A 20922-nucleotide genomic window follows, 5' to 3' on the forward strand; every position below is an offset into this window, starting at 1 on the left:
GGAGCGGCCCTTCGCCGTGGCGCCAGCCGGTCAGGGTGTCCAGACGAAACTCTCCCAGGCACCCCCGTCCCTCAGCCGGGCCCCGTCCGAGGCCAGCCAGCGTTCATACGCGCCCTCGCCCTGCAGACGGATTCCGAAGTGGTATCCGGGATCCACGAACAGGTACCACGATTTTTCGAGTTGGAACTCCAGACAGTGGTACTGCTCGGCGAACTCCTCGTCCAGCTTCCGTATACCGCGGATTCGGGTGATGCGGAACTCGGAGTGGGAATCAGCCAAGTAGGTCAGACCGAACGAGCCCATGGCGAACTCGTCGTCGTCATCGACCAGGGCAGGCGGAACAGCGGGTTCGGAAACCAGGTGCAGGGTCATCCGGCCTTCGTCACCGACGGTCTTGAGCTGAAGATATCCGCCGTCCAGTGCCAGATAGACGGAATCGGGAAAGGGAACGAAACGCGGACTGCCGTCGTCCCTGTCGATATAGCCCGGAACCCGGATGTCCCCGACCCGTGCCTGACGCAGCTGATCGAACAGCATTTCACGTTGCCGCATCCAGACCCTCCTTGACGAGAATGATGCTGGTGTCCATACCCTCGCCACTCTTCAGCAGCGTCCACCATTCGCCGTTGGTCTTCACGATGAGCGTGAGACCGGATCCGCGGAAGATGTGCGCCGCGTCGAAACCGACCTTGAAGGTACCCAGTCCCTGGTACTTGACCTTGCCCGAGGTCACCAGCTCGAACAGGTCGGCCAGCAGCTCGGCTCCCTCGTCGTCCTTCCACTTCGGGTACGTCTTGCCGAGGAACTTCTCCATGATGCTCTTCTTGGACTTCCAGTGGTCCTTGAAGTTCTTGCCGGCCGTGAACGCCTTGAAGCACGGCGGCTCAGCGGCGTCGGCGGTGAGGCCGACCTGGGTCGTCGTCCGCAGCGAGGCCGTGGACGCCGTGCTCGCGGCCGCGCTGACCAGGCAGAACGGCACCCTGTTGCCGGCCTTGCGCACCTGCTCGATGAGCTTACGGAGCTGGGTGAGGGTGCGCTTGCCCTTCTCGGCCGCCTGAAAGAACTTCGTGATGCCCGAGGTGACCGTGGCGATCGCCTTGGTGACCGCGGGGAGCTTGCCCACGATGAGCAGGAGGCTTCCGACGTTGACCAGGGTCCACAGGCAGCTCTCGACGTCGCCCTCACCGAAGCAGCGCTTCAGGTCGTTGACGCCGATGAGTTCGAGAAGGACGTCCGCGCCGTTGGCCTTGACCCAGTCGACGACGGTCATGGACACGGCCGCGAGGGCCGCGCGGTAGTCGTCGACGCACTGCTGGCCGCACTCCGCGAGCAGGATCTGCTCGTCCTCCGCGCTGAGCTGGCTCCAGGCACCGCTGCCACCGAGGATCGGTGTGTCACCACCGGCCATGGCGGCCTTGCGCTCCGCCTCGATCTCCTGGCGTTCCACCTCCTCCGCCTGAGCGGCGGCGTTCTCAGCCTCGTCGGCATAGCCCTCGGCGTTGGCCGCGGCCGTCTCGGCGGTGGTGGCGTCCTGTTCGGCCTTGGTCGCCGCCGACCTCGCGGTCGAGGCGTCGGCGTCCGCCGCGGTGGCCGCGGAACGTGCGCTGGCCGCGTCCTTCTCCGCCTCGGTGGCCGCGTTGTCCGCCGCCGCGGCGTCGGTCTCGGCCTCGCTCGCGGCGAACCCGGCGTAGACGGCGTCGGTTCCGGCCTGCTGGGCGTAACCGGAGGCCCGGTTCGCGGCAGCCGTCGCGGCCTTGGCGGCCTGTTCCGCCTCCTTGGCCGCCGCCTGGGCCCGCTTCACCGCCCTCGCGGCGCGTTCCGCGTCCTTGGCCGCCGCCGCCGACGCTTCGGCCGCCAGTTTGGAGTCCGCGTCGGCCTGTTCGGCCAGACGCTGTGCCTCGGCGGCGAACTCCGCCGCCTGGACCGCCTTGGCCTCGGCCGCGGCGGCCTGCTGCTCCGCCAGGGTCAGGGCGCTCTGGCCGGTGAGTGCAGCGAAGGCCGCCGAGCTGTCCGTCTCCTGGTAGGCGGTGCCGATCGCGATGGCCTCGTTGGCCGGGACCGCGGCCTGGGTGGCCGTGTCCCGGGCCGCCGCGGCGGACACCGCGGTGGCGTAGGCGTGGCCGGCCGTCTCGGCGGCCCACCTGGCCGTTTGGGCAGCTTCGCTCTTGGCCGCCGCGGCCTCCTGCTTCGCGGTGGCCGCCGCCTCGGACGCCTTCTTGGAGAACTCCTCGGCGTTCTTGGCGTTCTGCGCCGCCGCCTCGGAGGCGTCGATGGCCTCGGCCGCGGCCGCGTGGGCGTTCGCCGCCGCGCCCGCCGAGGTCAGGTATGCGGCCCAGGCGTTGTCCGAGGCCGCCCGGGAGCGTTCGGCCGCCCCATTCGCCCGGGTGGCCGCGGCACGCGCGTTCTTCGCCGCCGCCGTCGCGTCGTCGGCGGCGTCCCACGCGGCCGCGGCCGCGGCCGTCGCCTCGTTGGCCGCGGTGCGGGCGGCGGTCGCGTTCGCGCGTGCCTCCGTCGCGTAGTCGGTGCCTTCCGCCGCCGCGGCGGCCGACTCCAGTGCCGAGGCCCGAGCGAGCAGCGCGTCCTTGTCCTTCTCGGCCTGTACTGCCCTGTCGCGCGCGGCCTCCGCCGCGTGCTCGGCCTCGATCGACCCTTCCATGTCGGCGAAGGCTGCACCGCCCGCCGCGACCGCGGCGTTCTTGGCGGTACCGGCGAGCGAGCGCTGCTCCTGCGCCCGCTGCTCCGCCTCACCGGCCTTGGCGCGCTCGTTCTCGGCCGTCGTCCTGGCCGCTGCCGCGTTGGCCCGCTCCAGCTCTGCGACCGCACGCTGGCTCTGTGCCGTCGCCGCCGCCCGGCGGGCGGTTTCCTCCTCCGTCTCCGCGGTGGCCTGGGCGGCCTTCGCCTTGGCCGCGTTCGCCTCCGCCTCGTCCGCCTCCCGGTCCGCGCTGTCCGCCGCGGCCTTCGCCTGGGCGGCGGCCTCCTGGGCGGCGATGCGGCGGAACTCGGTGTTCACCGCGTGGGTCTCCGTCTTGGCCAGGGCGAGTAGCGCCTTGGAGTCGGAGACGGTGGCGTTGGCGGCATTGAGAGCCGTCTCGGTGGCCTTGGCCGCAGCCTTGGCCGCCGCTCCGGAGGCGCGGGCGACCTGGACCGACTGCTGGGCATAGCTCAGGCCGCGGCCGCGCGGCACGTCGTTCGCGTCGGCGATGTCGTACGCCTGCTGCTTCGCGGTCACCGCACTGGTGGCGGCGTCCGCGGCATCCTTGGCGTGCTGCTGGGCCGAGGTGAGCAGCGCCTGCACCTTGCCGCGGGCGCGGGCGAGGTCGCTGTTGGCCCGGTCGAACAGCGCCTGCTTGGGCTTGTGGATGCTCTTCGGATCGGCCTTCAGGGTGTCGTGCCAATACTTCTGCCAGAGCAGGATCTGCTCCGCGAGCCAAGCCTGGCCGACGGCCGCGATCATGTCGTCCGTCGCCTCACGGGTGGCCGCCGCGGCGTCCGCCTCCGCCTGAAGGATCGCGGCGCGCGGCGCGGCCTGGGCGGCGTACTCCGCGTTCCACTCTGCGGTCGCGGTGGAGACGACCACACCCAGGGCGTTGTTCGGGTCGACCGGGTCCTGGTGGTCGCAGGACGACCAGGCCTGCTTGAGGTTCTCGACCTCGTAGCGGAACTCGGTCGAGTCCGCGGCCGGGGTCTTGGTGAGGAACCCGCCGTGTCGGAGGTAGGAGGCCACGTCGGTGGCTGTGGTGCCGCCGGCGAAGCGTGTCTGGTTGACGGCTGTGTCGCGGAGCATCTGGTCCGCGGCCCAGTCGTTCCAGATGTCCTTGCCCCGGTTCTCCTCGGTGATCTGCCGTGCTCTCTCGACGGCCTCGGTGTTCGCGTTGCTGTGACCGTCCCAGCCGAGGCGTCCCGCCAGTTCCGCCTGTGTGAACAGGGTGAACTGCAGGACCTCCGCGTCGAACTTGGGCGCGTGCAGCGAGATCTCCTCGCTGAACGAGCTGAGCGCGTACGGGCGGTTGGCGTCCTCAAGGCCGGACTTGCGGGCCGCCGAGGCGTCCCGATAGGCGAAGGCCGCAGTGCGGTCCTTGTCACTGGCCTGGCCAAGGGGTTCGAGGCCGATCATGCCGCTGTCGCCGACGATGGACTGCAGTTCGGCGGCGGTGCCGGTCAGTCCCTCGATGGCCTTGGTCTTCATGTTGGCGCCACCGACGTGCAGGGCGACACCGGCGATGCACTGGTTTCGACGGGGTGTGCTGCGCTTGTCGCTGATGAGCTGGGTCAGCTCGGTCAGCTTCCCCCGGCCGTTGTAGGCGTCGGAGAATATCTGCCGGATGCCTGTGCTGACCTTCTCGATGGCCTCGGCGAGGGCGGGGATCCTGCCGACGATCACCGCCGAGGACGGGATGTCGACGAGGGACCACAGGCAGGAGTCGGTGCCCTCAAGCGCCAGGCACTGTTTGACCTTGGCGGTGCCGAACTCGTTCAGGAGGATCTGCCCGCCGTTGGCGGCGGTCCACTCGACCACGTCGACGGATACGGCGTCCAGCGCGTCCTGGTAGGCGTCGAGGCAGGTCTGCCCGCAGGAGTCGAGCAGGATCTGCTTCTCCTGCGCGCCGAGCACGGCCCAGTTGGCGCTGCCGCCCTCGATCGGCGTGTTGCCGTCCTTCAGGGCGTCCTGTCGCTCCGCCTCGTTCTGCTCGCGCTGTTCCTGTTCCGCCTGGTCAGCGGCGTCCTCGGCCGCGTTGCTGTCAGCGTCGGCGTCGGCCGCCTTCGACTCGGCGTCCTTGGCGCTCTGCTCGGCCTCGGTCGCCTTGCTCGCGGCGTCGTCGGCGGCACCGGCCGCCCGCGAGGCGACCTCCTCGGCCTGCGCGGCGCTGCGCTCGGCCTCGGTGGCCTCCCGGTCGGCCTGTGCGGCCTCGTCCTCCACCTCGCCGGCGGTGTTGCGGGCGCTGACGGCATCCGAACCGGCCTGCTGGGCGTGGCCGGAGGCAGACTCAGCCGCCTTTCGTGCGGCCTGCTGGGCGGCCTGGGCCTGCGTCGCCGACGCCTGGGCGCGGGCGACGGCCTGGGTCGCGCGCACCGAATCGGTCGCCGCCTGCGCGGCGGCCTCGGCGGCGATCTTGGCATCCCCGAGCGCCTGCTCGGCCGCCTGCTGCGCGGCCTCGGCGGCTTCCGTGGCCTCGGCCGCCTTGGCCTCCGCGGCGGCGGCCTGCTGCTCCGCCAGGGTCTTGGACGTCTGTCCGGCGAGTACGGCGAACGCGGCCGATGCGTCCTTCTCCTGGTACGGGGTGCCTATGGCCACGGCCTCGTTGGCGGCGGCGATGGCCTGGCCCGCGCTGTCGCGGGCGGCCAGCGCGGCCTGTCCGGCGGCGTAGGCCCGGCCGACCGCGGTGGCGGCCGTGCTGACGGCTGACGCGGCTTCGATGCCGGCGGAGGAGGACTCCTCGGCCGCCTTCTTCGCCGACTCAGTGGCGTTCTCCGAGGCTGTGGCCGCGTTATCGGCGCGCAGGGCGGCGTCCTGGGCGGCGTCCAGGGCCGTGGCGGCCGCGGCGTGCGCGTTCGCGGCCGCGCCGGTCGCCTTGAGGTAGGCCGACCACGCCTCGTCCGCGCTCGCCCTGGCGCGTTTGGCCGCCGCCTCCGCCTTGGTGGCGGCGGAACGGGCGGCGATCGCGGCGGCAGTGGCCTCGCCGGCGGCGGTCTGCGCGGCGGTTGCGGCGGTCGCCGCCTGGTCTGCGGCGGTGCGCGCCTGGTCGGCGGCCGTCCGGGTCTCGGCGGCGGTCTCGGTGCCCTCGGCGGCCGAGGCGGCGGCCTGGAGCGCCGCGGCACGGGCAGCGGTGGCCTGCTTCTTCTGCAGCGCTGCCACGGCGGTGGCGCGCGCCGTGGCGGCTGCCTTGGCCTTGGCGTCGGCGGCGGTCCGCTTCTCCTTGGCGGTGCCGGCGGCTGTCGTGGCGGCCGTCTTGGCCTCCTCGGCGGCGGTCTGCCGCGTGACCGCCAGGGCCTCGGATTCCTGTGCCTTGGCGCGCTCGGCGGCGGCGCTGACGCGGGAGGCGACGGCGGTGGCCTTCTCCAGTTCGGCCTTGGCGCGCTGGGTCTGCGCGGTGGCCGCGGCCTCGCGGGCCTCCTCGCCCTCCGCCTCGGCGGTGGCCTGCGCGGCCTTCGCGGCGGTGGCGCTGTCCGCGGCGGCCTTGGCCTCGGCGTCGGCGGTGTCGGCGGCGGCCTTGGCCTGCGCGGCCGCCTCCTCGGCGGCGATCCTGCGGAACTCGGTGTTCACCGCGTGCGACTGGGTCTGTGCCTTGGCCAGCAGGGTCTCGCTGTCGGCGACGGTGGCGTTGGCCGCCTCCAGGGCGGTGCGCGTTGCCTTGGCGGCGGCCTCGGCGGCCGCGCTGGAGGCACGGGCGACCTGGACCGACTGCTGGGCGTACATCAGACCGCGCCCGCGCGGCACGTCGTTCGCGTCGGCGATACCCCACGCCTCCTGCTGCGCGGTGGCCGCCTTCTGCGCAGCGGTCGCGGCCTGGGCGGCGTGCTGCTCGGCCGAGGTGACGAGCGCGGCCACGTTGTTGCGGGCCTGGGCGAGATCGGCGTCGGCCTTCTCGTAGAACGCCTGGTCGGGCGGGTCGAGCGCGTCGGGGTCGGCGGCGAGCTTGTCCTGCCAGTACTTGCGCCAGGTCAGGATCTGTTCGGCCAGCCAGGCCTGCCCGATGGCCTCGATCATGTCGTCCGTGGCTTCACGGGTGGCGGTGGCGGCGTCCGCCTCCGCCTGGATGATCGTGGCACGCGGCGTGGCCTGGGAGGCGTACTCGCTCTCCCATTCGGTCAGTGCGGATACCAGGGGGCCGTTGAGCACACGCCGGATGTCGACCGGGTTCTGGTAGTCGCAGACGGCCCAGGCCTGCTTGAGGTCCTCGACGACGATTCGGTACTGGGCGGATCCCTCGGCGGGCGCTTCCTTCGGGAAACCGCCGTGCTTGAGGTAGAGCGCGATGTCGCTGGCAGTCGTGCCGCCGGAGAACCGCGTCTGGTTGACGGCGGAGTCCTGGAGCATGTCATCGGCGGCCCAGTTCTCCGCCATCTCGTTGGTGTCCCGGTTGGCCTCGGTGATCTCCTTGGCCCGGGCGATCGCCTCGGCGCTGGCGTTGCTGTGGCCCTCCCAGCCGAGTCGGCCAGCCAGCTCCTCCTGGGTGAACAGCGTGAACTGCCTTACGTCCGCGTCGAACTCGGGCGCGTGCCACAGCATGTCGTCGCTGGTGTACGCCGATTCGACGTACGGCTTGTTGGCAACGTTCAGCGCCTCGGTACGGGCGTTGGAGGCATCCCGGTAGGCGAGCCCGGCCTCCTTGTCCGCGTCCGACGCCTGTCCCAAGGGCCCTAGCGTGATCCAGCCGATGTCACCGATGACAGCACTCAGCTGTTCGGCGGTGCCGGACAGACCCTCGATGGCCTTGGCCTTCATGCCGGCGCCGCCGTAGTGCAGCGCCACACCGGCGAGACAGCGTTCCAGCCGCCCGGTCTCGCCGATGCTGTTGCGGTAGTACCCGGTGTCTTCCTCCGGGGCGGTGTCGGCCGCGACCGGTGCGGCCTGCACCAGCCCCATCAGCACGGCGGCGGCAGTGACGAGAGCTGTCCCGCTGATGCCTCGCGTCACCGCATCGCGCACACGTCGGCGGCGTCTGCCGACGTCTCTGAACGATGGCATGTAGGTCTGCCCAACAATCTCTTCGATGTTCGGCAGCACAGCTCATGGGCATGACAGACGGAGCTGTCGCCACACCCCTGCGACTCCCCCCGCGCAGCATGCGCCGGCGCTCCGCCCCTCCCAGAACCGGCGCCACCGCTTACCCGGTCACGCTCTCATGACCCCACCTTCACGGGAAGGTCAAAGAATCTTCACCATGACCCCAGACATCGACACAAACGGACAAATGAACCCGCCAAGTGATCATTTTGTAATCGATTCAACGGAACCACATGACTCGGCCCCCGCCCAGTGACGACGGGGACCGAGCGCGAAGTACCAACCAGCACTAGAAACCCGCGGGTTCGGTGTACACCCCCCACTCCTCCCGCAAAACCCCACAGATCTCCCCCAACGTCGCCTCCGCCCGCACCGCGTCCAGCATCGGCGCGATCATGTTGGACCCCTCCCGCGCGGCGGCGAGCATCGCGTCGAGCGCCGCCCGCACCGCGCCGTCGTCCCGCGCGCCCTTCCGGCCACCCAGCGCCCGCACCTGCTCGCGCTCCACCTCGTGGCTCACCCGCAGGATCTCCAGGTCGCCGGTGACGGATCCGGTGTGGGCGTTGACGCCGACGACCCGCTTGTCGCCCTTCTCCAGTGCCCGCTGGTACTGGAAGGCCGACTCGGCGATCTCCCCGGTGAACCAGCCGTCCTCGATCCCGCGCAGGATGCCGGACGTGATCGGCCCGATCGGGTGCCGCCTGTCGGGGTGCGCCCGCAGGCCCCGCTCCTTTATCTGCTCGAAGATCTGCTCGGCGTCGGCCTCGATCCGGTCGGTCAGCTGTTCCACGTACCACGCACCGCCCAGCGGGTCGGCCACGTTGGCGACGCCGGTCTCCTCCATCAGGACCTGCTGCGTGCGCAGGGCGATCTCCGCGGCCTGCTCGGAGGGCAGCGCGAGGGTCTCGTCCAGGGCGTTGGTGTGCAGCGAGTTCGTGCCGCCGAGTACGGCGGCCAGCGCCTCCACGGCCGTACGGACGACGTTGTTGTACGGCTGCTGGGCGGTCAGCGAGACACCGGCGGTCTGGGTGTGGAAGCGCAGCCACTGGGCCTTGTCGCTCTGTGCGCCGTACACGTCCCGCATCCAGCGCGCCCAGATGCGGCGCGCGGCGCGGAACTTGGCGATCTCCTCGAAGAAGTCGACGTGCGCGTCGAAGAAGAAGGAGAGGCCGGGGGCGAAGACGTCGACGTCCAGGCCGCGGGAGAGGCCGAGTTCGACGTACCCGAAGCCGTCCGCCAGTGTGTACGCCAGCTCCTGTGCGGCCGTCGCCCCGGCCTCGCGGATGTGGTAGCCGGAGACGGACAGCGGCTTGTAGGCGGGGATGCCGGCCGCGCAGTACTCCATGAGGTCGCCGATGAGGCGCAGGTGCGGCTCGGGCTGGAAGAGCCACTCCTTCTGGGCGATGTACTCCTTGAAGATGTCGGTCTGGAGCGTGCCGTTGAGGACGGAAGGGTCCACGCCCTGCCGCTCGGCGGCCACCAGGTACATGCAGAAGACGGGGACCGCCGGGCCGCTGATCGTCATCGACGTCGTCACGTCGCCCAGCGGGATGTCCTTGAACAGGACCTCCATGTCGGCGGCCGAGTCGATGGCGACACCGCAGTGCCCGACCTCGCCGAGCGAGCGCGGGTCGTCGGAGTCGCGCCCCATGAGCGTCGGCATGTCGAAGGCGACCGAGAGCCCGCCTCCGCCGTTGCGGAGGATCATCTTGTAGCGCTCGTTGGTCTGCTCGGCGTTCCCGAACCCGGCGAACTGCCGGATCGTCCACGTCCGCCCTCGGTAGCCGGTCGGATACAGCCCGCGCGTGTAGGGGTACTCCCCGGGCCAGCCGATCCGCTCGAAGCCCTCGTACCTGTCCCCGGGTCGGGGTCCGTACACCGGCTCCACGGGATCGCCGGAGAGCGTGGTGAAATCCGCGGTGCGCTTGCGCGCGGCGTCGTACCGGGCCTGCCAGCGACGGCGGCCCTCCTCGATGGCGTCAGCGTCCATACCCTCGAATTTACTTGGACGTCCTAGTAAATGTCGATGGCAGACCGCCGTACATATGGGTACGGCGGTGTGTACGCGGTGGCGTTACGCCTTGGCAGGCGCCGGAACGGGCCCGCTGACCAGCGGTTCCACCGATCGGGTGACCTTGCGCTCCACGAAGAAGGCGGCGAGCGGAATGGTTCCCGACAGCAGCACCCACAGCAGCTTGCCGAACGACCACTTGGCCTTGGAGCCGAGGTCGAAGGCGAAGATCAGATAGATGATGTAGAGGAAGCCGTGGATCTGGGAGACGGCGAAGGTGACGTCCTCGCCCATGTCGAAGCCGTACTTGAACACCATGCAGGTGCACAGCACGAGCAGCATGACGGCGGTGACGTAGGCCATCACCCGGTAGCGGGTCAGGACGCTCTTCTTCATGCCCAAGAGCGTAACCACCGGTTCCGGGAGATCTTGCCCCGGGTCAGCTCTCCTCGAAGTCGTGTGCCGACACCCGCAGCGGGCGCAGCATCGCGAAGATCTCCGCGCACTCCTCGGCGTCGTAGACCCCGAGCCCGAAGTCCATCGCCATCAGGTCGCGGGTGGCCGCGTCGACGACGTCGCGGCCCTTGGCGGTGATGGAGGCGAGCGTGCCGCGCCCGTCGTTGGGGTTGGGCCGCTTGTCGACCAGGCCGGACTTCACCAGCCGGTCGACGGTGTTGGTCACCGACGTGGGATGCACCATGAGCCGCTCGCCGATCTTGGACATCGTCAGCTCGCCGGCCTTGGAGAAGTTGAGCAGCACCAGCGCCTCGTACCGGGCGAACGTCAGCCCGTACGGCTTGACCACCGCGTCGACCTCGGCGAGCAGGATCTGCTGGGCGCGCATGATCGACGTGATGGCGGCCATGGACGGCACATTGCCCCAACGCTGCTTCCAGAGTTCGTCGGCGCGGGCGATGGGGTCGAAGGGAAGACTGAGCGGCTTCGGCACGGACCCGACACTACCGGCCGGTCACATGCCGGTCAGCCCTGTCTCGCCTTTCGGTCCGCGCGCCCTGCTTGTCCGCCTACGCCGCCTACTTGTCCCGCCTACTTGTCCGCCGTCTCCCGCACCTGGAAGACCGCCGTCCACCGGTCGTCGTGCAGGCAGGCGTTCATCGGCTCGACCAGGGACGCGTGATCGGGGTCGGAGCGCCACCGCTTGACCGACTCCAGGCTCTCCCACTCGCTGGTCAGCAGCCATTGAGCGGGATTGTCGATCGAGCGGCACAGCTGTTCGCCGAGGTGCCCGGGGAACACCAGGGCGCGCTCCAGCACGCCCTGGTAGGACTCCACGAAGTCCGCTTCCCGTCCCTCTCGGACGTTCAGCAGACGGATGACGCGTACGCGTTCCATGGCGCCCCCGTCAGGACGGGTCGAGGATGACTGGCAGTTCCGCCAGCCCGCGGAAGGCGGGGAACGGCACGGTCATCCAGCGCGCCTCCTCCGGTGCCACGGCCAGGGCCATGTCCGGGTGCCGCCGGAACAGGGTGCCGAGGGCCAGCTGGATCTCCAGCCGGGCCAGCGGTGCGCCGGCGCAGTAGTGCGGGCCGTAGCCGAAGGCGAGATGCGCGGCCTGGACGTTCGGGCGCTGGACGTCCAGCTCGTTCGGGTCGGCGAACATCTCCGGGTCACGGTTGGCGCCGGTGATCGAGATCTGGACGAGCGCACCCTTGGGGATGAGCTGGTCGCGGAGCACGATGTCCTCCTTCGCCCAGCGGAAGGTGGAGTTCTCCACGGAGGACTCGAACCGGAAGATCTCCTCGATCGCCGCGGCCATGGCGGCGTCGTCCCGCAGTGCCAGCCGCTTCTGTTCCGGCCGGCTGAGCAGGTGGTAGATGGTGTTGCCGATCTGGTACGCCGTCGTCTTGTGGCCCGCGAAGAGGAGCACCCACGCCGTCGACACCAGTTCGCTGTCGGTGAGCGCGCCTTCCTGGTCCTTGGCCGTCACGAGCGCGCTGATCAGGCCCGAGTCCGGCTCCCTCCGCTTCCGTGCGCACAGCTCCACCAGATACTCGCGGAGATTTCCCTCGGCGATTTCCAGCGCCTTTCTCGCCTCCGGTCCGAAACCGGTCTGGGCGACGGTCGCCGACCATTCCTGGGCCTGTTCGCGCTCGTTTTCCGGGACACCCAGGAGTTCACAGATCACCTGGAGCGGCAGCGGGAAGCAGAACTCCGGGAGCAGATTGACCGGACCCGACGTCGGGCATTGGTCCAGCAGCCCGTCGACGATCTCCTGGATCCGGGTGCGCAGCGATTCCGCCCTTTTCGGAGTGAACGTACTGCCGACGATCCTGCGCAGCCGCGTGTGCTTCGGCGGGTCCGAGAACAGCATGTTGTCGTCCAGCGCGATCGACGAGTCACCGAAAATGCGGTGGTAGGCGTCGATGGCGCCGTACATGTCCTTGCTCAGCCGGGGGTCGGCCAGCGCGGCGCGTCCGTCGTCGTACCGCGTGATGAGGTACGTCTCGACACCGTGCGGCGGCGACAGCGGGCACACGGGTGCCGCTTCGCGGAGCGTGGCGTACACGGGATGCGGGTTGGCGCGGAACTCCCGACTGCACGCCGAGGCCGCGGCTGCGGCTTCTTCGGGCGACAGTGCCTCGGATTCCTCGGATGCGAACGCTTGCGTCATGGCTGTCCCCGGGTAGGCGTGGATTCCGGCGGTCGGATTCCGTCGGTCAGTGCCACCGTTTCCCGGGCGGCACCGCGCCGCAAACGGCACTGCGCCAAATGGGTCGGGTCGCCGTATGACGTGTGGACCGGAGTCCGAACTGGTAAGCATCCTCGACGTGAGTGGATACGAAGCGGAATCGGTACCAGTTCTCATTGTCGGCGGATCCCTGGTGGGCCTTTCCACTTCGGTTTTCCTGGGACGCCTTGGAATTGAGCACATGCTCGTGGAACGGCATGCCGGGACATCGAAGCATCCCCGCGGCCGTGGCAACAATCTACGCACCATGGAGATTTTCCGGACCGCCGGCCTGGAGTCCCGCATTCGGAAGGCGGCCAGTGTGCTCGCCGGGAACGACGGAATTCTTCAGGTGGACACCCTGACAGGGAAGGAGCGCCGTTGGATCATCGGGGACATCTCGGGCGGCATGGACGTCTCCCGGGTCAGTTCGTCGGACTGGTGTCTGTGCAGCCAGAACGATCTCGAACCCGTCCTGCTGAGCTATGCCGGCGAGCAGGGCGCCGACATCCGCTTCGGCTCGGAGCTGCTCTCCTTCGAGCAGACCGGGGACGGCGTACGGGCCCAGATCCTGCGCCGGGACACCGGTGAGACCTACGCCGTGAACGCCGAGTTCCTGGTGGCCGCCGACGGCCCCCGAAGCCCCATCCGCACCCAGCTGGGGATCGGGCAGTCGGGGCCGGGCGAGCTGTTCCACAACGTCAGCGTCACGTTCCGGAGCAGGGCGCTCAAGAACCATGTCGGAGAGAAGCGATTCGTCGTCTGCTACGCCACCAACCCCGAGGGCGAGGGCGCTCTGCTGCCGGTGGACAACGAGGAAAAGTGGGTGATCCACGTTCCCTGGCGTCCCGATCAGGGTGAGGCCCTGGAGGACTTCACCGACGAGCGGCTGGCGACCCACATCCGTGCCGCCGTCGGCGTGGCGGACATCGACGTCGAGATCACCGGGAAGGCGCCCTGGCACGCCTCGAAGCGGGTCGCGGACAGCTACGGCGAGGGCCGGGTCTTCCTGGCCGGCGACTCGGCCCACGAGATGCCGCCCACCGGGGCGTTCGGCTCCAACACCGGCATCCAGGACGCCCACAACCTCGCCTGGAAGCTGGCCTCGGTGCTCCGCGGCTGGGCCGGTCTGTCGCTGCTCGACTCCTACGAGCGGGAACGCCGGCCCGTCGCCCTCGCGACCGGCACGCGCGCGTGCGTCCAGGCGGAGGACGAGCAGCACCCCGGGTTCAGCCCCGCCGCGGGGCGCAACAACGACCCGGCGGACCTGATGACCGTAGCCCTCTGCTACCGGTACGCCTCGAACGCCGTGGTGGGAGCCTCGCCGGAGGATCCGATCGTCCCGGACGTCTTCCAGTTGGGCGGCGAGCCGGGGAGCCGGGCTCCCCACATGTGGGTCATGCGGGGAGCCGACCGGATCTCCACGCTCGACCTGTACGAGCGTTCCTTCGTGCTGCTCGCCGGGTCCGGCGGGCAGAAGTGGCGCAGCGCCGTGGAGAAGGCCTCCCGGAACCTGGGCTTCCCGGTCGAGGCGTATCTGGTGGGTACGGGCGCCGATCACGACCTCGTCCCCGACCTCGACGCCGACTGGGCGGAGCTGCACGGCACGGCCGAGGACGGTGCCGTCCTGGTGCGCCCGGACGGCTTCGTCGCCTGGCGCGCGGACGCCGCGATGCCGGACGCCGACCGCGTCCTGACCAACGTGCTGCAGACGGTGCTCTGCCACGAATGAACCGGCCGGGCCCTCGCCGAACCCGGCGAGGGCCTAGGTCCTGTCGTCACATTCCCGTCTGCCGCCCTTCGGGCGACGACGGGAATGTGACGACAGGACCTTGCCGTATCCCGCTGACCGACCCACCCCGAGGACGTTGTTATGAGCCTTGTCGGACGCGTCGACGTCCATCACCACTTCACCGCCCCCGCCTGGCTGGACTGGGCCGAGGCGGAAGGCGTGGTCAACCGCGAGAAGCTGCCCTGGTGGACCCGCTGGGACCTGGACTCGGCACTGGAGGTCATGGACAAGGCGGGCATCGGGACCTCCGTCATGACCGTCGCGATGCTGGGCCGGTTCCGTGAGCGGGCCCAGCGCCAGGAGAGCGCACAGCTCGCTCTGCGGGCGGCGGCCGACGTCGTCGAGAGCCACCCCGAGCGCTTCGCCTTCTTCACGCCCGTGTTCCTGGACGACCTGGAGCTCTCCTCGTGGAGCGTCGAGTACGGCCTCGACGAACTCGGTGCCGTCGGGGTGAGCACCCGAACGAGCGTGGACGGCGCGGTCCTCGGGGACGAGTCGCACGACCGCCTGCTGCGGGAGCTGAACGAGCGGTCCGCGGTCATCAGCACGCACCCCATGGAGGTGCCGGCCGCGAAGGACGGCGCGGGGCTGCCGGGCATGCCGCCCTTCGTGTGCGACTTCCTGATGGACACCACCCGTGCGGCCATCAACCTCATCAGGAACGGCACCCTGGACCGCTACCCGAACCTCAGCTTCATCCTCCCGCACGGCGGCGGCTTCCTCCCCTACATGGCCACCCGCCTCGAACTCTTCGGCGGCCGTCTCACCCCCGGGATCGAGCCCGGCCGGGTCCGTGACTACCTGCACCGGTTCTACTTCGACACGGCGGGGCCCATGTCCCCGTCGGCCACGCCCACGCTGCTCGCGACGGTGGACCCCGACCGCATCCTCTTCGGCACCGACTGGCCGCCCACCCCGGCCCATGTCATCGCCGACAGCGTGACGCCCGCGCTGGACAGCGATCCCTTCCTCTCGGAGGAGCAACTCCAGCGCATCAACCGGGAGAACGCGCTGCGATTGATGCCGGCCCTGGACCGTCGGTAGCAAGCCGCACCAGGAAGGCCGCCGCCCGCGCTCGGTGAGCGCGGGCGGCGGCCTTCTTCCGTCCTGTGTCAGCGCTGCCAGTGGTAGAAGCGGCGCGCCATCGCGTCCTTCGGACTCCGCCAGGTCTCCGGGTCGTACGGGCTGACGAACGCTTCGAGCCGCCTGCTGATGTCGACGAACTCGGGGTGCCCGGCCACCTTGGCGATGGCGGGGCCCGGGTCCTGCTCGGCCTCGATGAAGTGCATGTACACATCGCCGAACTGGAACAGGGAACGCTGGGTCACCCCGACCAGGTGCGGGAGTTCGCCGCGGTCGGAGTCCGCGAAGACGCCGGCGATGTCCTTGGCCGACTGCGGGGCCATCCTCGCGACGATCAGGGCGTGGTGCATGAGACCTCCTCGACGCGGTCACGGATGAGGGCCATCTGGATGGGTGAGTTGCGGTTGATGTTGTCCGTCATCCAGTCGTCGTCGACCGGGGCGTCGGGCTTCATGGCGAAGTCCTGCGTCCAGTGCATCCGCGTGCCGTCGGGGGTCTCCTCGTACTCCCAGACGATGTTCATGTACGCGAAGGGCCCCGTCTCGACCCTGTGGGCACGGACGATGAGCTTCTCCCGGTCGGCGGTCCGTTCCGAGACCCAGCTCCACACCTTGCCGTTCTCGTCGGGGTGCATGGTCAGTCGGAAGGTCACCGTGTCGCCCTCGCGGGACAGCACCTCGCAGGAGGCGTACTCGCTGAACAGCTGGGGCCATCTGTCCAGGTCGTTCGTCATGTCCCAGACGAGGTCGAGGGGTGCGGCGATGGTGATCTCGTTCTCGGTGTGTCCAGCCACCTCAGGCTCCTGTCATGAGTGCGCCGTTGACGAGGTCGAGGAAGTCGCGGGGGCTCTTGCAGCGCTCCGCGTCGGTGGGCAGCGCACGGCCGTGCCGGTTCTCCAGCTCGCCCACGATGCCGAGGAGGCCGAGCGAGTCCAGCCCGAACTCGGCGAAGGGGGTGTCGACCCGGCTCTGCAGGTCGCGGGGGTCGACGGTCACGCCGGCGCCCTTCTTCATCAGCGTGGCCAGTTCCTCGACGGTCACTTGGGTCACATCTGTGGTCATACCTGTTCTCCTTGATTCACTAGAGGGCCGTTCCGGGGCCGCGGCGCAGCACGAGCGCCGAGTTGGAGCCCATGAGTCCCCGGCTGAGGACCAGGGCCGTGCGGAGTTCGGCCGGGCGGGCCGTGGAGGTCACCAGGTCGATGTCGTGGCAGATGTCGAAGACACCCGGCGTCGGGGGGATCTGCCCGTGCTCCATGGCGAGCACGGCGGCCGCGATGTCCAGCAGGGGCGCCCCGCAGTAGGACCGTCCGATGCCGGTCTTGGGGGCCGTGACGGGGACCTTGGTGCCGTGCGGGCCGAGGGCGTCGGCGAGGGCGAGCGCCTCGGCGCGGTCCGCCTCCGGTACGCCCATCGCGTCGGCGAAGACGACGTCTATCTCCTCCGGCGCGCAGCCGGCCTCGTCGAGCGCGCCCCCTATGGCGTGCGCAAGCCCGTCCCGTGAGCGGTCCCAGCGCGAGGCGCCGGTGAAGGTGGCGGCGTGTCCGGCCACGGTGGCCCGGACGGTCGCGGCCCGGCGCTGTGCCCGGTCCAGGTCCTCCACGATGAGGACGGCGCCGCCCTCGGCGGGCACGAAGCCGCAGGCGGCCGAGGTGAAGGGGCGGTAGGCGCGGGTCGGGTCCTCGACGGTGCTGAGTTCGCGGTACCCGAGCTGGCAGACCCCCGAGTACGGGGCGAGCGGCGCCTCGGCCGCCCCGACCACGACCACGTCGGTACCCCGCCGCACGGCCCCGGCGGCGTGCGCGACGGCGTCAAGGCCGCCGGCCTCGTCGCTGGCCACCACCCCACAGGGCCCCTTGAAGCCCTTGCGGATGGATATCTGGCCGGTGCTGGCCGCATAGAACCAGGCGATGGACTGGTAGGGCCCGACGAACCGGGAGCCCTGCCCCCACAGCTTCTGCAGTTCCCGCTGGCCGAACTCGCCGCCCCCGGACCCGGCGGCGGTGACCACGCCGACGGAGTACGGCGAGTCGGCGGCGCTGCTGCTCAGCCCCGCGTCCAGCAGGGCGGCGTCGGCGGCGGCCAGCGCGAAGTGGGTGAACTTGTCGGTCTGGACGAGGAAGGTCTCCTCGATGAGCGCCGACGGGTCGAATCCGCGGACCTCGCCGGCGACGCGGAGCGGGAGGTGCTCGCAGCCCTCCCTGGTTATTCGGTCCAGGACGCTCGCGCCCTCCTTGACGGACTTCCAGTAGGTGTCCGCATGAAGGCCGTTGGGCGCGACCACACCGATCCCCGTGACGGCGGTCCGCCGGGTGCGTATGCCACTACCACTCATCGTTTCCTCCCAGAGGGCCCTGTCAGAAGCACCGCGGACTGGAACCCGCCGAAGCCGCTGCCCACGGAGAGCACGTTGTCGAGCCTGCGCGGGCGTGCGGTGCGCGGGACGTAGTCCAGGTCGCACTCGGGGTCCGGGGTCTCGTAGTTCGCCGTCGGCGGGACCACCTGGCGGGCCAGGGCGAGGACGCAGGCGACGACCTCGATCGCGCCGATCGCGCCGAGCGAGTGACCCACCATGGACTTGATCGAGCTCATGGGCGTGTCGTAGGCGTGGGCGCCCAGGGACTTCTTGACCGCTGCGGTCTCGTGCCGGTCGTTCTGCCGGGTGCCCGAGCCGTGCGCGTTGACGTAGTCGATGTCGGTGGGGTTCACGCGCGCGTGGTCGAGGGTGACGTCGATGGCCCGGGCCATCTCCAGGCCCTCACCGGTCAGACCGGTCATGTGGTAGGCGTTGCCGAAGGTGGCGTAGCCGCCGAGTTCGCAGTAGACGTGCGCGCCGCGGGCACGCGCGTGTTCCAGGTCTTCCAGGACGAGTACGGCGGCACCCTCGCCCATGACGAAGCCGTTGCGGTTGGCGTCGAAGGGCCTAGAGGCGTGCGCCGGGTCGTCGTTGTTGGGCGACGTGGCCTTGATGGCGTCGAAGCAGGCCATGGTGATCGGGGAGATCGGCGAGTCCGACGCCCCGGCGATGCAGATGTCGGCGCGGCCCTCCTCGATGGTGTGGAAGGCGTAGCCCACCGCGTCGAGCCCGGAGGTGCAGCCGGTGGAGACGGTCTGCACCGGCCCCTGCGCGCCGAACCGCTCGGCGACGTCCGCCGCAAGCGTGCTGGGCGAGAACGCCCGGTGCAGCTGGGGCTCCGCGGCGCGATGGTCGACGTCCCAGCGCTGTCCCCGTTCGCTGACCAGGACGTAGTCGTGCTCCAGCCGGGTCGTGCCGCCCACCGCGCTGCCCAGGGACACGGCCACGCGCCAGGGGTCCTCGGCGGCGAAGTCGACACCGCTGTCGGTCACGGCCTCCTGCGCGGCGACCAGGGCGAACTGTATGTACCGGTCGGCGCGTTCGACCTGCTCGGGGTCGAGCCCGTGGGCGAGCGGGTCGAAGTCGCACTCGGCGGCTATGCGGGAGCGCAGTCCCTCGGGGTCGAACAAGGTGATGCCGCGTGTCGCGGTACGGCCGTTCGACAGCAGGTCCCAGAACGCCGACACCCCGATCCCGCCGGGGGCGACGACGCCTATGCCGGTGACCGCCACCCGCCGGGTCATGAGAGGACCCCGGGTCGTTCGGGCTGCCCGCCCTCCTCCTGGACGAGCGGGTACGCCTGGAGGTCGTCGCTGATCTCCGGGGCCTCGGTATCGACGTGGCCGAGCTTCGGGTTCGGTGCGAGGGGGCTCAGATGGAAGACCATCCGGGCTTCCTCGTCACCGACGTTGCGGAAGCGGTGGCGCATGTCGATGGGGATCATCAGGCCCTGGTCGGAGCGGAGGGAAAACGTTTCTCCATCCAGGTCGACCTCCAGCCTGCCCTCGACGCAGTACACGAACTCCTCGGAGTACGGGTGGTAGTGCTCGCTGATGCGTTCGCCGGGCCGGATGATGGCCAGGCCCATGAACCCGCTGGTGGAGCCCACCGTGACAGGGGTGAGCAGCGTGCGCAGGTCCCCGCCGCGCTTGCGGTTGGGCTCGATCTCTTTGATGTCCACGACGCGCGGGCGCATCTTCTCCATGGTCTGTCTCCAGGTCGGTCGATGGGGTGTTGGTCCCTTGGGGCCTGGTCCGCCGGACAGGCCCCGGCGGTCAGGACTGCGCAGCCCTGCGGTCGGTGATCAGGCTCATGTCGCTGTGCGTCAGGAGGCGGGTCGCCTCCCGCTCGCCGGTGAACGGCCCCGCCACGCCGAGTGCGTCGCCGTCCAGCAGACGGGCCAGCACGGCGGGCTTCCTCGGGCCTTGGATGCCGAGCGCCATGACCGGGTCGGTCTCCGGATCACCCCGTACGTCGATGAGACGGACGACGATGTCCTCGCGCTGGAAGACGGTGCTGCGGTGCACGGGGCCGGCCGGGTCGGCCGCCGCGGACTCGTCCTGCCCGGAGAGCAGCCGGGCCAGTGCCATGCCGCAGCCCGGACGGGCCGGGTAGTACAGGGCGTGCCGCGTGATGTCGTCCGGTTCCGGGCCGCCGCGTGCCACATGGTGGACGGGCGGCATGGCGGCGCGGGCGAAGAAGGCCCGCGCGGACTCGGGGTCGGACAGATCCCGGTGCTGCTCCAGATGCGGGTTGAGGGCCTCCTCGACGGCCCGTACCTCGGGCTGGCGCGAGACATGGCGCAGGGCCGCCATCAGGTCGCCCTCCACCTCGACGGTGCGGACGACCCGGTTGCCGTGCATGAACAGGGTGGTCCTGCGCAGCCGCGTGGAGTCGTCGACGCGGGCCTGGGGCGGCGCGTATCCGGCGAGGATCTCCGCGACCTTGGACTCGGAGCCGGGCTTGACGGTGAAGGTCAGGGCATGACGCGTGACCCCGTCGCCGACCCGTGCGTCCGCCTGGAGTCCGCCCAGCCCGGGGCGGGTGCCGCCGGTCTCGCGGACGATGCCGTAGCGCATCGAGCGCAGTTCGCGGACGCAGTTCTGCAGGGGCCTGACCGTCTCGAAGTGCTCTTCACTGCTCATCCAGGCGAGGTACGGCGGGGCGGTGGCCCATTCGCTCGTGATGAGCCACTGGGACGGGTTCTCCAGGGACTGGCACAACTGGTCACCGAGGTGACCGGGGACCGATGCGACGGTGTCACGCATCTGCTCGTAGGCGGCGAGGAATTCCTGCTCGGCGCCTTCGTGGAGATCGACGAGCAGGGTGACGCGCATCCTGGAGCCGTCGAACGCCGACTGGGATGTGTAGGGCGAAGTGGTCATCCGGCAGACCCTTCCTTCGCGGGAGCAAGCGGCGGCCGTCCCTGTTCACCTGCGCGAACGCGGGTTTCGGCCCTTGAGCCTTCATCGTGGGTCAGGGCCAGGGGGTCCGCGAGCCGCGGGGGCCAATTGAGGGATCTGGCGGCCGGGCCCGCCGGAATGCGGGTACGCGAGCGGTGACTTGACTCACCCTCGGAAAGGGTCCAGGCGGCGAGGGGCGGCCGGGGAGCAGGCCGAAGTACCCGTCCGCCGACCGGAGTTGGAGACGACGACGCGGCCCGGGGGGGGGGGGGGGGGGGGGGGGGGGGCCCCCCCCCCCCCCGCCGCCGGCGCCCGGCGGGGCCGACAGGCCGAGCCTCGCGGGGAGACCGTGGCAGGGGTCGA

At 70.3% G+C, this 20922-nt stretch carries 16 protein-coding genes; 2 read left to right on the forward strand and 14 right to left on the reverse strand.

From position 1 onward, the window contains the following. Window positions 1–30: 30 nt before the first annotated feature. From ACIA8X_RS10755 to ACIA8X_RS10785, 7 genes are all read right to left on the reverse strand, one after another. Complete coding sequence (locus tag ACIA8X_RS10755) at window positions 31–552, reverse strand: hypothetical protein (protein ID WP_393462177.1); 522 nt, start codon at window positions 550–552, stop codon at window positions 31–33. Next, window positions 539–7687 (reverse strand): hypothetical protein, encoded by a 7149-nt coding sequence (locus tag ACIA8X_RS10760; RefSeq protein ID WP_399458207.1) that lies wholly within the window; start codon window positions 7685–7687, stop codon window positions 539–541. Before ACIA8X_RS10760 ends, ACIA8X_RS10755 begins: the two co-directional genes overlap by 14 nt. A 328-nt stretch (window positions 7688–8015) precedes the next feature. Beyond that, on the reverse strand, window positions 8016–9716 hold the full coding sequence (locus ACIA8X_RS10765) for a methylmalonyl-CoA mutase (RefSeq protein WP_399458208.1): 1701 nt from the start codon (window positions 9714–9716) through the stop codon (window positions 8016–8018). Between the two features lie 84 nt (window positions 9717–9800). Beyond that, window positions 9801–10133, reverse strand: coding sequence for a DUF3817 domain-containing protein (locus ACIA8X_RS10770; protein ID WP_399458209.1), 333 nt, complete (start codon window positions 10131–10133; stop codon window positions 9801–9803). A 43-nt stretch (window positions 10134–10176) separates the two neighbouring features. Beyond that, window positions 10177–10686, reverse strand: a complete 510-nt coding sequence (locus ACIA8X_RS10775) for a MarR family winged helix-turn-helix transcriptional regulator (protein ID WP_399458210.1) — start codon at window positions 10684–10686, stop codon at window positions 10177–10179. Between the two features lie 98 nt (window positions 10687–10784). After that, on the reverse strand, window positions 10785–11090 hold the full coding sequence (locus ACIA8X_RS10780) for an antibiotic biosynthesis monooxygenase family protein (RefSeq protein WP_393462187.1): 306 nt from the start codon (window positions 11088–11090) through the stop codon (window positions 10785–10787). Window positions 11091–11100: 10 nt separating this feature from the next. Then, window positions 11101–12369: a cytochrome P450 gene (locus ACIA8X_RS10785; protein ID WP_393462189.1), complete on the reverse strand. Its 1269-nt coding sequence runs from the start codon at window positions 12367–12369 to the stop codon at window positions 11101–11103. Window positions 12370–12484: 115 nt separating this feature from the next. Between ACIA8X_RS10785 and ACIA8X_RS10790 the strand changes: the two genes are divergently transcribed. Next, on the forward strand, window positions 12485–14158 hold the full coding sequence (locus tag ACIA8X_RS10790) for an FAD-dependent monooxygenase (RefSeq protein WP_393462191.1): 1674 nt from the start codon (window positions 12485–12487) through the stop codon (window positions 14156–14158). Between the two features lie 141 nt (window positions 14159–14299). Next, window positions 14300–15262, forward strand: coding sequence for an amidohydrolase family protein (locus tag ACIA8X_RS10795; RefSeq protein ID WP_393462193.1), 963 nt, complete (start codon window positions 14300–14302; stop codon window positions 15260–15262). 68 nt (window positions 15263–15330) lie between these two features. Here ACIA8X_RS10795 and ACIA8X_RS10800 read toward each other — a convergent pair whose 3' ends face one another. The 7 genes from ACIA8X_RS10800 to ACIA8X_RS10830 all read right to left on the reverse strand — a co-directional run bounded on the left by ACIA8X_RS10800 (window position 15331) and on the right by ACIA8X_RS10830 (window position 20541). Next, window positions 15331–15651 carry a TcmI family type II polyketide cyclase gene (locus ACIA8X_RS10800; RefSeq protein WP_093906545.1) on the reverse strand — a complete coding sequence of 107 codons (321 nt, stop codon included), beginning with the start codon at window positions 15649–15651 and terminating at the stop codon, window positions 15331–15333. Next, window positions 15636–16094, reverse strand: coding sequence for an SRPBCC family protein (locus tag ACIA8X_RS10805; RefSeq protein ID WP_393462195.1), 459 nt, complete (start codon window positions 16092–16094; stop codon window positions 15636–15638). The genes ACIA8X_RS10800 and ACIA8X_RS10805 overlap by 16 nt, the downstream gene beginning before the upstream one ends. Window position 16095: 1 nt before the next feature. Continuing rightward, complete coding sequence (locus ACIA8X_RS10810) at window positions 16096–16362, reverse strand: acyl carrier protein (protein WP_393462197.1); 267 nt, start codon at window positions 16360–16362, stop codon at window positions 16096–16098. Window positions 16363–16381: 19 nt separating this feature from the next. Beyond that, a complete protein-coding gene (locus ACIA8X_RS10815) occupies window positions 16382–17635 on the reverse strand; it encodes a ketosynthase chain-length factor (protein WP_393462199.1) in 1254 nt (417 codons plus the stop codon). After that, entirely contained in the window at window positions 17632–18900 is a 1269-nt protein-coding gene (locus tag ACIA8X_RS10820) for a beta-ketoacyl-[acyl-carrier-protein] synthase family protein (RefSeq protein WP_393462201.1), read from the reverse strand. Before ACIA8X_RS10820 ends, ACIA8X_RS10815 begins: the two co-directional genes overlap by 4 nt. After that, the gene (locus tag ACIA8X_RS10825; RefSeq protein ID WP_393462203.1) at window positions 18897–19361 is read right to left on the reverse strand and encodes a cupin domain-containing protein; all 465 of its coding nucleotides are present in this window, start codon (window positions 19359–19361) and stop codon (window positions 18897–18899) included. Before ACIA8X_RS10825 ends, ACIA8X_RS10820 begins: the two co-directional genes overlap by 4 nt. A 70-nt stretch (window positions 19362–19431) precedes the next feature. Beyond that, on the reverse strand, window positions 19432–20541 hold the full coding sequence (locus tag ACIA8X_RS10830; RefSeq protein ID WP_393462205.1) for a SchA/CurD-like domain-containing protein: 1110 nt from the start codon (window positions 20539–20541) through the stop codon (window positions 19432–19434). Window positions 20542–20922: the final 381 nt, after the last annotated feature.

It is taken from the genome of Streptomyces sp. NPDC051738 (assembly GCF_044453205.1).
In the GTDB taxonomy this organism is placed as follows: domain Bacteria; phylum Actinomycetota; class Actinomycetes; order Streptomycetales; family Streptomycetaceae; genus Streptomyces.

Excerpts from the sequence above, each read along its gene's own strand:
- ACIA8X_RS10755 (WP_393462177.1), bottom strand. The coding sequence starts at position 552 with ATGCGGCAACGTGAAATGCTGTTCGATCAGCTGCGTCAGGCACGGGTC.
- ACIA8X_RS10760 (WP_399458207.1), bottom strand. The coding sequence starts at position 7,687 with ATGCCATCGTTCAGAGACGTCGGCAGACGCCGCCGACGTGTGCGCGAT.
- ACIA8X_RS10765 (WP_399458208.1), bottom strand. The coding sequence starts at position 9,716 with ATGGACGCTGACGCCATCGAGGAGGGCCGCCGTCGCTGGCAGGCCCGG.
- ACIA8X_RS10770 (WP_399458209.1), bottom strand. The coding sequence starts at position 10,133 with ATGAAGAAGAGCGTCCTGACCCGCTACCGGGTGATGGCCTACGTCACC.
- ACIA8X_RS10780 (WP_393462187.1), bottom strand. The coding sequence starts at position 11,090 with ATGGAACGCGTACGCGTCATCCGTCTGCTGAACGTCCGAGAGGGACGG.
- ACIA8X_RS10785 (WP_393462189.1), bottom strand. The coding sequence starts at position 12,369 with ATGACGCAAGCGTTCGCATCCGAGGAATCCGAGGCACTGTCGCCCGAA.
- ACIA8X_RS10790 (WP_393462191.1), top strand. The coding sequence starts at position 12,485 with ATGACGTGTGGACCGGAGTCCGAACTGGTAAGCATCCTCGACGTGAGT.
- ACIA8X_RS10795 (WP_393462193.1), top strand. The coding sequence starts at position 14,300 with ATGAGCCTTGTCGGACGCGTCGACGTCCATCACCACTTCACCGCCCCC.
- ACIA8X_RS10800 (WP_093906545.1), bottom strand. The coding sequence starts at position 15,651 with ATGCACCACGCCCTGATCGTCGCGAGGATGGCCCCGCAGTCGGCCAAG.
- ACIA8X_RS10810 (WP_393462197.1), bottom strand. The coding sequence starts at position 16,362 with ATGACCACAGATGTGACCCAAGTGACCGTCGAGGAACTGGCCACGCTG.
- ACIA8X_RS10815 (WP_393462199.1), bottom strand. The coding sequence starts at position 17,635 with ATGAGTGGTAGTGGCATACGCACCCGGCGGACCGCCGTCACGGGGATC.
- ACIA8X_RS10820 (WP_393462201.1), bottom strand. The coding sequence starts at position 18,900 with ATGACCCGGCGGGTGGCGGTCACCGGCATAGGCGTCGTCGCCCCCGGC.
- ACIA8X_RS10825 (WP_393462203.1), bottom strand. The coding sequence starts at position 19,361 with ATGGAGAAGATGCGCCCGCGCGTCGTGGACATCAAAGAGATCGAGCCC.
- ACIA8X_RS10830 (WP_393462205.1), bottom strand. The coding sequence starts at position 20,541 with ATGACCACTTCGCCCTACACATCCCAGTCGGCGTTCGACGGCTCCAGG.